At 44.2% G+C, this 13,405-nt stretch carries 10 protein-coding genes; 2 read left to right on the forward strand and 8 right to left on the reverse strand.

The features are described from left to right. Positions 1 to 77 precede the first annotated feature (77 nt). Genes rlmD through D6853_RS12880 form a run of 5 tightly spaced genes read right to left on the reverse strand, consistent with a single transcriptional unit; the run spans position 78 to position 6,614 of the window. Positions 78 to 1,526 carry a 23S rRNA (uracil(1939)-C(5))-methyltransferase RlmD gene (gene rlmD, locus D6853_RS12860; RefSeq protein ID WP_120658412.1) on the reverse strand — a complete coding sequence of 483 codons (1,449 nt, stop codon included), beginning with the start codon at positions 1,524 to 1,526 and terminating at the stop codon, positions 78 to 80. A 45-nt stretch (positions 1,527 to 1,571) separates the two neighbouring features. Next, complete coding sequence (locus tag D6853_RS12865) at positions 1,572 to 2,063, reverse strand: tRNA (cytidine(34)-2'-O)-methyltransferase (RefSeq protein ID WP_120658413.1); 492 nt, start codon at positions 2,061 to 2,063, stop codon at positions 1,572 to 1,574. A 7-nt stretch (positions 2,064 to 2,070) separates the two neighbouring features. Continuing rightward, entirely contained in the window at positions 2,071 to 3,507 is a 1,437-nt protein-coding gene (locus D6853_RS12870) for a HAMP domain-containing sensor histidine kinase (protein ID WP_120658414.1), read from the reverse strand. Further along, positions 3,508 to 4,209: a response regulator transcription factor gene (locus D6853_RS12875; protein WP_120658415.1), complete on the reverse strand. Its 702-nt coding sequence runs from the start codon at positions 4,207 to 4,209 to the stop codon at positions 3,508 to 3,510. It lies immediately after the preceding gene. Between the two features lie 14 nt (positions 4,210 to 4,223). Next, on the reverse strand, positions 4,224 to 6,614 hold the full coding sequence (locus tag D6853_RS12880; RefSeq protein WP_120658416.1) for an endonuclease MutS2: 2,391 nt from the start codon (positions 6,612 to 6,614) through the stop codon (positions 4,224 to 4,226). A 167-nt stretch (positions 6,615 to 6,781) separates the two neighbouring features. Here D6853_RS12880 and D6853_RS12885 point away from each other — a divergent pair, with 167 nt between their 5' ends. After that, positions 6,782 to 8,119, forward strand: a complete 1,338-nt coding sequence (locus D6853_RS12885) for a S1C family serine protease (protein WP_120658417.1) — start codon at positions 6,782 to 6,784, stop codon at positions 8,117 to 8,119. Between the two features lie 39 nt (positions 8,120 to 8,158). Beyond that, positions 8,159 to 9,106, forward strand: a complete 948-nt coding sequence (locus tag D6853_RS12890; RefSeq protein ID WP_120658418.1) for a 3'-5' exoribonuclease YhaM family protein — start codon at positions 8,159 to 8,161, stop codon at positions 9,104 to 9,106. A 71-nt stretch (positions 9,107 to 9,177) separates the two neighbouring features. Here the strand turns inward: D6853_RS12890 and D6853_RS12895 are convergent, their stop codons facing one another. The 3 genes from D6853_RS12895 to D6853_RS12905 all read right to left on the reverse strand — a co-directional run. Continuing rightward, positions 9,178 to 10,074, reverse strand: a complete 897-nt coding sequence (locus D6853_RS12895; protein WP_120658419.1) for a carbohydrate-binding protein — start codon at positions 10,072 to 10,074, stop codon at positions 9,178 to 9,180. A gap of 43 nt (positions 10,075 to 10,117) precedes the next feature. Beyond that, a complete protein-coding gene (locus D6853_RS12900; RefSeq protein WP_120658420.1) occupies positions 10,118 to 11,458 on the reverse strand; it encodes a carbohydrate-binding protein in 1,341 nt (446 codons plus the stop codon). Positions 11,459 to 11,575: 117 nt separating this feature from the next. Then, positions 11,576 to 13,405 (reverse strand): carbohydrate-binding protein (locus tag D6853_RS12905; protein ID WP_120658421.1); only part of this gene is annotated, 1,830 nt, incomplete at its 5' end.

Here is a 13,405-nt window from a genome sequence, read left to right on the forward strand (position 1 = left end):
TTATACAATTACCTCTTACTATAAGGAAGTTCTGCTCTCGCGCTTTGCGCTCGCCAGAACAACCGCGCCTGTAACACTCAGCCTTCGCTACAGCTCGTCTTCGTTAACAGGACGGCGGTTTCAACATGCACGGTCCAGGGGAACATGTCGCAGGGTCTGACGGCTATGAGTTCGTAGCCGCCGTCGGCGAGAATGCGAAGGTCTCTTGCGAGAGTCGCGGAATCGCAGCTTACATATACGATACGTTCAGGTTGCATTTTTAGCATCGTTTCGAGGCAGACCGCATCACAGCCTTTACGTGGAGGATCAACGACGATGACATCGGGGCGAAGCTCCGCGCCGTCGCTTGTGCTGCCTGCGACACTACGCTTTTTATCATAAAACTCGGGAAGGACTTCTTCGGCCTTTCCGCAGTAGAATTCCGCATTGGTTATGCCGTTTCTAAGGGCGTTCCTCTTAGCATCCTCAATGGCTTCGGGAATGACTTCGATACCATATACTCTGCCTGCTGCCTTCGCCATGGACAATGTAATTGTTCCGATTCCGCAGTAGAGATCCCAAACAGTTTCTTTTCCCGTCAAGCCGGCATATTCGATTGCCTGCTCATACAGCTTCTTGGTCTGAATCGGATTAACCTGGAAAAATGAAAGCGGCGAGATTTCAAATTCAAGTCCGCAAAGGGTATCTCGTATCGTGTCTTTTCCATATATCGTATGAATCTCAAGGCCCATGATAACGTTGGTCTTCTCGGTGTTTATGCTCACGGAGATGCTGGTCATTCCATCAACTTTTGAAAGCTTTTCTATCAGAGTCTTTTGATTCTTTATGTATTCGGAAGTCGCACCATCTTTTTTCCCTGAAAGATAATTGATAACAAAGCAGACCATAATCTCCCCGCTTGTAAAGCCTTTTCGGATAAGAACATGGCGAACAAGTCCTTTCCCTGACACCTCATCATATGGAGCGATCTTATTTTCTTCCATGTGAGATCTGATGATCTCCATTATCTCTTCGTTCTCTTTTACCCCGATATGACATGCCGTGGTCGGAATGATACTGTGCGTTCTTCCTGCGTAAAATCCCGTCACGACATTTCCGTTCTTATCACATCCAACGGGAAACTGCGCCTTGTTTCTGTATTCCCAGGGTTCGTCCATTCCGATTATGGGCATCATAATACTGTCAACAAACTCCGCGTCAAAGCCGCCAAGCCTTACGATATTGTTCCTTACTTTATTTTGCTTGTAGAGAAGTTCTCTCTCGTAAGACATGTTCTGGAGCTGGCAACCGCCGCATTGACGCGCAATGGAGCACTTTGCCTCAACTCGGTATTCGGATCTTTTTACGACCTCTTCAAGATGCGCGTAGGCATAGTTTTTCTTGGCCTTCATGATCTTGGCTTTTACAACGTCGCCGATAACCGCATCCTTAATAAAAAGGGTATAGCCGTCTATCTTGCCTATGCCCTCTCCATCATTACCTATATCTGTAATTTCAACTTCAAAAATATCGCCTTTGTTCTTCATACATCCTACCTAAAAAGGCCGGTAAATCGCCCCGGCCCGCTTCGCTTAGTTCCAGCTCAGTCTGTGGAGTTCGCCTTCTCTTTCAAGTCCCTTGAAATCATTCTGCCTCAGTGCTTCATAGAGGACTATCGCAACCGAATTGGAAAGATTGAGCGATCTGATATCCTCTCCCATGGGGATCCTTATGCAGGTCTCTTCATTTTCTACAAGGATCTCCTCAGGAATGCCGGCGCTTTCTTTGCCAAACATAATGTAATCATCCATTCCAAACTCAACTTCGGTATATGTCCTCTTTGCCTTGGTTGTAGCCATCCAGATCTTGGCATTCGGGTGCTTTTCTTTAAAGTCATTAAAGTCTACATACCTTGTAAGATCCAGCTTTTTCCAATAATCCATTCCGGCTCTTCGCAGTTTCTTTTCATCGATCCTAAAGCCGAGCGGTTCTATAAGATGGAGATCCGTTCCTGTTGCAACGCAGGTCCTTCCGATATTTCCTGTGTTCTGCGGAATCTCCGGCTGATGTAAAATAATGTGCATTTCTAAATTACTCCTCGTCATCGGCATCCATCGACTTAGCCTTGGGAAGAGAGAAGATAAACTCCGTTCCGACACCGGTCGTGCTGATGACATTAATATTTTCTTCGTGGGCCTTAACTATCTCTTTTACAATGGCAAGGCCAAGACCCGTTCCCTTCTTATCCTTACCTCTGGACAAGTCGGATTTATAAAATCTGTCAAAGATAAGCTTCTGGTCTTCCTTGGGAATACCGATTCCGCTGTCCTTGACGGAAACAAAAACTTTGCTGTGTTTCTCGGTTGTTTCAATCTTGATCGAAGAATCCTTGTGACTGAACTTGATCGCGTTATCAACAAGATTGTAGAGAACCTGCTGAATCTTGCTCATGTCGGCGTTGACGAGCATCTTTTCCTCGGTAAGCACAAGCTCTATGGCAATCTTTTTATCAAGACATGTTCCTTCAAAAGACTCTGCGACATTTCTGATAACCGCGTTGATGTCAAAGTCGCTCTTATCAAGGAGCATTCCCTTGGTGTTGAGATTGTTGAGCGTAAGCATCTCATTCGTCAGTTTGGTAAGTCTGTCAGTCTCATTTATTACAATCCCAAGATACCTGTCATGCATCTCCGGCGGAATAGTTCCGTCCTGCATTGCGATGAGATAGCCTTTTATGGATGTAAGCGGCGACCTGAAATCATGTGATACGTTTGCGATAAACTTCTTTTGATCTTCTTCCTGACGCGCGATCTCGCCCGCCATATATGACAGTGAAGCCGCAAGGTATCCCATCTCATCCTCGGATTCCACGGAAAACTCATAGCCCATGTTTCCGACGGCGTACTGCTCAGTCGCCGTTGTGATCTTTCTAAGCGGCAGATACACAAGCTCTGTAAAAAAGATAAGGATGATAAGCGACAACAGGAAAAGAACAATAAGCATTAGATATGATATGTTCAAAAATCCGTCTGCCGAAGCCTTGATCTTGGAAATCGGTTCATGAATAATGACATATGCCTGCACCTTGTAATTGGCAGTGATCGGCGCAAAAACACTGAGCGTCTCTTCATTAAACGTATTCCAAAATGTTCCCGTCGTATAATATGTTGTTCCGATCACTGTAGGATCAAATCCAACGATAACGTCTTTCTTGTTCTGCTCAAGAACTCTTGAAGAATCAAGAACAAGTCTTCCCGAGGGATTTACGATCCAGATCGGCGAACCGCCCATATAGCCTGAAAGCGCCACCATCTGCTGATGCACGGCTTCAAGCGAGGTCTCACTGTTGTACAGATCTGCCGCGTATGTGTTTGCTATCTGTGTGGCAACCTGATACATACTGTCAGCCTTATCACGTCTAAGGCGCTCATAAGTCATACCGTGTACGAAGGTTGCAACAACAATAAAACCGAAGATGGCAAATAACAGATATGCTAAAAGAAACTTTAAATAAAGCGTCCTCTTCATTTACTGAACTACCTCGAATTTATATCCAATGCCCCAAATTGTCTTAAGACTCCAGTTATCGTGATCTCTTAATTTCTCACGAAGTCTCTTGATGTGAACGTCAACGGTTCTGGTATCACCGACATATTCATAGCCCCAGATCTGATCAAGAAGCTGCTCTCTGGTGAAAACATGATTGGGTGACGCCGCAAGGAAGTACAAAAGCTCAAGCTCCTTGGGCGGCATGTCTACCCTGTCTCCCATATAAGTAACAGAATAGTTGGTCATGTTTATCTCAAGATCGGGATATCTTACAACCTTGTCATCAGACTCGGAAAGCTCCTGAGTCTGAGGTTTATAGCGGCGTAGAACCGCCTTTACTCTTGCCACCAGCTCTTTTGAATCAAAAGGCTTTTCCATATAGTCATCGGCACCCATCTCAAGTCCGAGCACCTTATCAAAAACCTCTCCCTTTGCAGAGAGCATGATTATCGGAACCTGTGATTTGGTCCTTATTTCTCTGCACACCTGATATCCGTCGATTCCCGGCAGCATCAGATCCAAAAGAACAAGATTGGGTGCAAAAGAATCAAAGACGTTGATCGCCGACTCTCCGTCATTGCAGATCTTGGTCTCAAAGCACTCCTTTATAAGATATAAAGAAATAAGCTCTGCGATATTATTGTCATCATCTACTATTAAAATTTTCTGTTTGGCAACCATTTTACCTATCCCCTTCATTTGATAAATGTAACTATAGTAACGCCGGCGTCGCCTTCGCCGAATTCTCCGAGTTTAAAAGACTTAACGTAAGGCACACCCTTTAGATAATTGTGCACCGCCTGTCTGAGAATTCCGGAGCCCTTTCCGTGAACGACTCTGACGTTGTTAAGATGAGCCATATATGCGTCATCCAGATATTTATCCAGCGCCGCTATTGCATCGTCGCTGTTCTTGCCTATAAGATTGACTTCCGTCTTGATATTGGAAGCCCTCGAAAGATCCATCTTGGAACTTCCGGTATTTCTTCCGTAGAACTTTTTCATTGCCGTCTTGGCATCATCGTCACTTATGATAACGAGATCGCGAATATTCGCTTTGGTTCTCATGATGCCGCACTGAACAAAGAGATTGCCGTCCTTATCGGGCTTGGAACTGATCGTTCCTTTAAGCCCCATGGACACGATCTTAACGGATTCACCGAGCTTAAGCTGAGACTCCTTAAGAATGGGATGTGTATCCTTTGGCTTTTCTTTCTTTTGAATCGCCTTGTTCTTGTCGGAAACCTTCTGCCCGATGCCCGTCCTTGCTCTCTCAAGATCCTGCATGGATGCATTGGGTCCTGCTTTTCTGAAAGCTCGTATGGTCTCATCCGCAACATTTTTGGCTTCCTGAAGGATATCTCTTGCCTTCTCGTTGGCCTCTCTTAAAATCTCTTCTCTCTGGCTGTCGAGCTTACTTGATTTCTCTTCGATCCTGCGCTTTAATTCTTCTACTTCCTTCTTGTACTGCTCGATCTCGAGCCTCTCGTTCTCGATCGTCTTTCTGCTGATCTCAAGGTCCGCAAGAAGGTCTTCAAACTTTTTATCTTCCGTGCTTATCTGCTCTTTTGCTGCTTCGATTATCTCTTCGGAAAGACCGAGCTTTGAAGAGATCGCAAACGCATTACTCTTTCCGGGGATTCCGATAAGAAGTCTGTATGTTGGCTTTAGCGACTCAACATCAAACTCGCAGCTGGCATTTTGTATTCCGGGCGTATTGAGTGCATATACCTTAAGCTCGCTGTAGTGCGTTGTCGCGAGCGTTCTTATCTTTCTCTTGTGCAGATCGTTTAAGATGGATATCGCAAGAGCCGCTCCCTCTGTGGGATCCGTTCCCGCTCCAAGCTCATCAAAAAGACACAGCGAATTCTCATCCGCATTTTTCAGTATCGATACCGTGTTGGTCATATGCGATGAGAAAGTAGAAAGAGACTGCTCAATACTCTGCTCATCTCCTATGTCCGCATAAACTTCATTGAACACCGAAAGCTCAGACTTATCTGCCGCAGGTATCGCAAGCCCCGCCTGTCCCATCAGTGTCAAAAGACCTACCGTCTTAAGCGTTACTGTCTTACCGCCGGTATTGGGTCCGGTTATGATGAGCATGTCGAAATCGCGTCCTGCGTATACGTCTATCGGAACCACCTTGTCTTTTGCTATAAGAGGATGTCTTCCCTTCTTGATATCAAAAGCATGATGGTCGTTGAATATCGGTGTGATCGCATTTATCTCAAGTGCATAGGATGCCTTTGCAAAAACAAAATCAAGATCCGTCATGATATCGCAGTTATAGCCAATTGCCGCCGCATGCGGTGCTATCTGGAGGCTAAGCTCAAGAAGTATTTTTTCTATCTCAGCCTGCTCCTGAAGCGACATCTCTTTTAACTTATTATTGAGTTCTACAACCGCCGCGGGCTCTATGAAAAGAGTCGATCCCGAAGATGACTGATCGTGAACGATACCGCTTATCTGTGACTTATACTCAGCCTTGACGGGAATGCAGTATCTGTCGCCACGCATTGTGACAACAGCGTCCTGAAGATATGTCCTTGAGGCACCGTTTATCATCTTTCCGAGCACATCTCTGATCCTGTCGTTCGTAAGCATGATTCCGCGCCTAATATGTCTCAGCGCTGGACTTGCATCCGAACTCATCTCATCTTCCGATTTGATGCACCTTCTGATCTCCTGAGATATAAATGTAAGCGGCTCCAAGAGCTCAAAGCTCTCAGAAAGAGAATCTCTTTTTTCGTCATCTCTTTCCGCGCGTCCGTATGATTTAACTCTGTTGACGTTATCGAGGAAAGACGCAAGGCCAAGGAGCGCTCCCATATCAAGCGCGCTCTCAATCTTGAGCGCCTTAAGAACTCCCTTAAGATCCTTATTGTCGCCAAAAGAGATCGAACCTTTTTTGAATACTCTCTCTATTGCATCATTCGTCTTTTTCAGGTTCTTCCTAATCTCAGCAATATCCGAAGAAGGCTCAAGCTCAAGGCACATCTTCTTTCCGGGCTGAGAGGAAGCGTGTTCGGCGAGTTTCTCTATTATCTTATCGTACTCAAGTACGTGTAATGCTTTTGGGTTCATGTCCTGTAAATCCTTTATTTCACATAGTTATCCAAACTACAGTTTACCATTTTAAGTGTACCGTGGCTAGTGCGGTTATGCCAAATCGCAGAAATTTCGGCACTTTCGCGGACTGGCATTCAAGCTAAAAAACATTTATAATTAAGCAATACGGCGGAGGTAAAAAAATGCCTACTAATCCTGAAGAAAATAAAAAAGATACCAGCTTTATAAGCGAAAAGATAAAACAGCGTCCTATCAACAGGAAAAAACTGCTCAGAAGAACTATCATAACAATTTCCCTTGCGGTTGTATTCGGCATCGTCGCGTGTCTTACTTTCCTGGTGCTTCAGCCTGTTTTTAACGACACTCTTTATCCAGAAAGTTCGCCCGAAAAGATTTCTTTTCCCGAAGAGACTGTAAACGACGAGCTGTCTCCGGAGGAGATGTTTGCAGATGACAACGAAATTGCTGCAAGCGAAGCGATGAGCCTTGAAGAAGATGAAAAGAATAAGATTGACGAGGCGCTTGCATCATATTCTTTTTCCCAGTCCGATTACGGAAAGCTAATGTCATCACTTAAATATGTAGCCGACGAGGTAAACAGAAGCGTTGTAACCGTCACCTCTGTCACAAGTGACGCCAATTGGATCAATGATTCATATGAAAGCAGCGGCATGGCTTCCGGAATAATAATCGCGGATAACGGACCGTATCTCTACATCCTTGCACCTTCTTCGGCAGCTTCTGATGCAAAGAGTATACGCGTGACTTTCTGTGACAACTCAACTGCTGACGCAACGCTGAGCCTTATGGATACCGTCACCAATCAATGCGTTATTCTGGTCAAAAAAACAGATCTCGAAGAGCACACGACAAAGAGCATAACGACCGCGTCTCTTGGAAGTTCCAACTCCGGAAATCTTGCGGGACTTCCTGTTATCGCTGTCGGAAGCCCTATGGGAATTCAGGGTTCCATATCCTACGGAATTATAACTTCGGACAAATCTCCGCTTAACCTTGTTGATTCTTCCTACAAACTTATTACAACCGACATAAACGGAAGCTCGATGGGAAGCGGCGTTCTCGTCAATCTCGCAGGCGAAGTCATCGGCATTATCGATATGTCCTACTGCCCTACGGATATCCCAAATCACATCAGCGCGATCGGCATATCCGAATTGAAAACGCTCATCGCGGATCTTTCGAATGATAAATCAAGACCTTATATGGGCATACACGGCGCAACTGTTCCCATAGATTTTCAGCATGATAAAAATGTTCCCGCCGGTGCATACATAACTCAGATTGAGATGAATTCACCCGCCATGCGCGCCGGACTTCAGAGCGGCGACATTATCGTGCGAATAAATGATTATGCTGTTAATTCTTATGAGCAGTTTGTTTCAAGGCTTGCGCAGTGCTCATCCGATGATATAATAACAGTTACCGTTATGAGACAGGCTCCGAACAATTATATTGAGATCGAGATGGAAGTCACTCTCACAAGTTCAACACATGATTAAAATTTATTACTATACAGTAATTAGAAATGAGGAATTAAAATGAAGTTTATCAAGGATCTGACTCCCGGCGACAGAATTGCCGACATCTACATGTGCAAGCACAAACAGAGCGCCACTACCAAGAATGGCAAAGAATACTACTCTGTTATCTTGCAGGATAAAACGGGTACTGTAGACGCCAAGATCTGGGAGCCCAACAGCGACGGCATTGATGAGTTTGACGATACGGATTACATCGATGTGTTCGGTGAAGTTACAAGCTTTAACGGTGCAATACAGGTTAATGTAAAGCGCGCAAGAAAGTGTCACGAAGGCGAGTACGATCCTTCTTTGTATCTTCCCGTTTCTTCCAAAGATAACGATGAAATGTACAAGGAGCTTCTTGGTATTATAGGTACGATCAAGAATCCTTATCTTAAAAAGCTACTTGAAGAGTTCTTTATTCAGGATGAAGCATTTATCACCGCATTTAGAAAATCCAGTGCAGCCAAGACTGTTCACCACGGATTTATCGGCGGATTACTTGAACACACATTAAGCGTAACCAAGCTCTGCGATTATTTCTGCACAGCTTATCCCATATTAAAAAGAGATCTGCTCTTAACAGCAGCTATCTGCCATGATATAGGAAAGACAAGAGAGTTAAGTCTCTTCCCTACCAATGATTACACGGACGAAGGTCAGTTCCTCGGACACATTGTTATGGGCGCCGAGATGGTAGGTGATAAGGCAAAAGAGATCCCGGATTTCCCCGTACTCCTAAGGCAAGAGCTTCAGCACTGTATTCTTGCTCATCACGGAGAATACGAATACGGCTCACCCAAAAAGCCTTCCATAGTTGAAGCGGTGGCACTTAATCTTGCCGATAATACCGATGCCAAGATGGAGACATTTACCGAGCTTCTTGGCAATATTACAACTCCCGGATGGCAGGGCTACAACAAATTCTTTGAAACCAATATCTACGATTCCAAAATGGATATGTAAAAAAATGCCAACCTGTTTTTGCAGGTTGGCATTTCTGTTTTTTACTCGTTTTTCTTCTTAGTTATTTTTTATTAATAGTCTTCCGGGGCAGAAATAACCATGCTTGATACGCACCACTTATCAACAGAAGCCTGCCCCATTACGTTTACAAAATAAAGATCGTGAACACCTGAAAGGTTTGGAATTTCGTCTGCGATATAACACTTATACTCATCATTTGTGCCACTCACCATGATTTCATCCAAGCATTTTCCATCGATTCCGCCGTCTCTTATCTCTATAACCGCCGGGCTGTTACTCTTAGCCAATACCATGAAAGAATTCGCTCCGAATTTCAAATCTACATTTTCAGATTTGAAATAATCACCTTCCTTAGAAAATGATACAACCTTTCTTCCGGCTTCTTCTGAAATTGCTGATTCTTCAAAGCCTGTTCCATTCTCCGCTTCTACATAGTTATATGGATCAACGGTTGAAGCGTCATCGGGACCTTTTCCGAATGCCGTCCAATTATCTATTGAGCATGCACCGTGGGTACATACGAAATAGATCTCGTTTATTCCGGAAAGACCATTTGTCGGAGCGGAACAAAGCTTATACTCGCCATGAGTTGCGTCTACCCTAAGTTTTGCGATAAGACGGCCGTCTATCTTTCCGCTTCTTACTTCAACAATTGAAGGCTCATCAGCCTTGTAGTTAATATCAATTCCTGATAATCCCTTATCAAAATCAACATCAATTATTCTGAAATAATCGCCTTCCTCAAGTGACATGACTTTTCTTCCGTCGGCCTCTGTGGACTCACATACCGAGCTTCCGAAGTTTGCTTCCGCTTCGACACCACCGTACGGATGTATGCTGGGTCCGCGGTGTCCCCAGGGATCTCCTGCCGCCACTGTTGTGCACATCAGCATAAACGTGGTTCCTGCACATAAAATACTTGATACTACTCTTCCTTTTCTTTTCACTTACTCTTTTACCTCCTAAAAGTGTTTTTATATATACAATTGATTACTCAATCATATAGCGAACCGTGTCCTCATTAAGTGTTCCTTCTCCTCTTATACCAAACTCTATGGTCTGTCCGGGAGCAATAGTTGTATTCCATCCCTGAGGAGTGATCACATAAAGATTGTCATCTTCTTCGATGTTTACACACCAGCTGTCTTTTATGTTGATATCAACTTTCCCCATTGTTATCTTCCAACCTGTTTTCGGCTCATCGGAATTATTGGTAAGCTTGAAATTAACCTGATAGCCGTTGCCGCAATCGGTTATTGAACCCTCAAGTTCAAGCGCCGGCTTAGCGGGCTCTTCAGGTTGCTGGGGAGTTTCAGGCTCCTGAGGTGTTTCGGGAGTCTCCGGCTGCTCAGGTGTTTCGGGCTGCTGAGGTTCTGTTGGCTCTTCAGGCTGGTTCGGTTCCTCAGGATCATTCGGTTTGTCGGGATTGACCTTTGGCGTCGGAGCATTGTCGATTGCCCTCCAGTAATCAAAATCTACCGGATTATTAACCGTGAAATACACATCATGCATTCCTGTGATGTTTGATGTATATGCTGTGCAAGTTCCAAAATCAGGTGTTCTGATCAATGCTTTTCCAATAGGTTCGCTTTCGGGATCATCAAGATGAATTTCCATTACCGTATCGTAATATCTTGTTCTGGCTGTTATCTCTATGCCCTTAAGTCCCTTTGAAAACATCACATTCTTTAGTGAAACCACCTTCATATCACTGATCGGCGAATACTCGGTACCGTCCCTATCATAGAAATTTCCGCCGTTTTCCATTGTCTCTGTTTCAACGGTCTCATAAGGATTAACGACTACGGGCGGCTTATTAATGTCTGCTTCCGTAAGTGATTTCTTATCCTGTGTGCCATCTGCCTTCCAAGCATCGATGTAGCAAGTCCCCAGTGTACATACAAAGTAGACATTATTTTTCCCAAAGATATCCTCTGTCGGGCACGCATAGTTTGCATAGCTGCTCTTTTGGCTTATCTTAACATCGCCGAGCTTTCTTCCATCCGGCTTATCTCTTCTTATCTCAACGATCGCAGCTTCATCGCCTCTTGCGTTTATTGTTATCTTTGAAAGCCCCTTATCAAAATTTACATCATTGACCTGAAAATAATCCCCCTTCTCAAGACGTATTACTTTTCTGGTCCAACCGTCCTCTTCTTCAATCTCACTTCCGGTTACTCCAAAGTTTATTTCCGCCTCAATTGCTTTGTACGGATCAAGCTGTGGACCGGTGTACTCCAATGGGTTGGCTGCCTCTGCTTTCACTCCCTGTGTCGCAAACATAAACGACAAAGCCAGCGCACTAATAACTACTCTTCCTTTTCTTTTCACGAATTCTTTTACCTCCTTAGTAAATAAAGAGGATCCAGTGACTGCCTGATGACAATCCCTGAACCCCCTTTTATATTGCGTTATTTAACGCCTATTATAACATATTATTTCTTTTGGTTATTCAACCGTGTAGTTAATGGTGCTTCCAACCTGGCCTCTTCCGATCATACCAAACTCTGTTGATTGACCGTTGGCAAGTGTAGAGTTGTATGACATAGGAGTGAATACATAGTAATCACCTTCCTGTGAAACGTTTACACACCAGCTCTGAGAAACGTTGATATCGCTCTTCTTAACCTTGACTTTCCAGCTGTTAATTGTCTTTCCTGAGCTGTTAGTAACAGTGAAGTTGAGCTGATAACCATCATTCCAACTATTTTCTTTGTATGAAGCCTTAACTCCTGTTTCTACTACAGGCGGAGTTACAACAGGCTCCTTGTACTCTGTTACCTTCCAAGAATCAAATGAAATAACTCCGTTTGCTGATACAAAGTAGATATCTTTCTTACCGCTCAGATTCTGTGATGATTTAATTGTAAGCTCTTTAGCATCACCGCTTACTGTTGCTGAACCTAGAAGTGTTCCTGTTGCTGAGCCAAGTCTTACTTCAAGCTTTGCCGAAGCGGTTGAGCCTGCTACAACCTTGAATTCAGAAACACCATTAGAGAATACTACATTCTTAGCAACTACATTTCCGCCGTTCATGATACTTACAGCCTGCTTGCTAGGTGTAAGCATTGCATTAGTATAGCTTGCTGAAGGTATTGATTCTGCTTCAACCTTGTTGTAAGGATTGATGTCCTCATATACAGGAGGCTCTACTACAGGAGGCTGGTCTATCGGTGTTGATCCTGCCGGCATAGCGTTCCAAGAATCAAGCGTTACCGAGCTGCCCTTAGCCTCAAAGTAGATATAATGTGTACCTGTTACATTTGTTCCTGCAGGAAGCTTTATGTATACCGGTTTGGTCATATCTATTCCAACAGAAACACTTCCGATAGGTTCGGTAGCATCATCAATATACACATTGAGTTTAACCTTAGGCAGGTTAGTCTGTGCAAATACGCCAAATCCTGAAAGTCCTTTTGAGAAGTCAACGTTCTGTACAAGGATGTATCCGTTGTCACTGATAACTACGGACTGCTTATTAGGCGAAAGCATTGCGTTTGTCAAAGCGTTGGAATTTTCTGCCTCAACCTTGTTGTAAGGATCTACTGTCTGTCCAACAGGAGGAGTTACCACTACTGATCCGGACTTCTCTACCGCCTGCCATGCATCGAGTGTTACTGCTCCCTTCGCTGCTTCGAAGTAGATATAATGTGTACCCGTAAGATCTGTAGAAACATTAAGGTCTAATGCCTTAGTCATGTCTGTACCAACATTAACGGTTCCTGCAGGTGTCGTTGCATCGTCAAAGTATACATTAAGCTTAACTCCGGGCTTTGATGACTGTGCATATACCTTAAATCCTGAAAGTCCCTTTGAGAAGTCAACGTTCTGTACAAGGATGTATCCGTTTTCATTGATCATTACGGACTGTTTATTCGGTGTCACCTTTGCATCTGTTAAAGCGTTGGCATTTTCTGCCTCTACCTTGTTATAAGGATTAACTTCATCACCTACAGGAGGTGTTACTACTGTTCCGTCAGCAGCTTTTGCCTGCCAGTAGTCAAATGTGATGCTTCCATCCATTGTATCTACGAAGTAGAGGTCATGTGTTCCTGTTACGCTCGCTGTGGTATTGAAGTTGAGCTCTTTCGCTTCTGTTCCCACCATGAACATTGCGATGCGCTCTCCGTCAGCCTTATCAAGTCTTACTTCCAGTCTGCTTGCTGCAGTTCCCTTTGCCATAACTGTGATCGCTGACAATCCCTTTGAAAGATCTACATTCTTTGCTACTGCATATCCGTTCTTGTTGATAAGTACAGACTGCTTGTTAGGTGCAAG

The sequence above is a fragment of the Butyrivibrio sp. X503 genome (assembly GCF_003625475.1).
Taxonomy (GTDB): domain Bacteria; phylum Bacillota; class Clostridia; order Lachnospirales; family Lachnospiraceae; genus Butyrivibrio.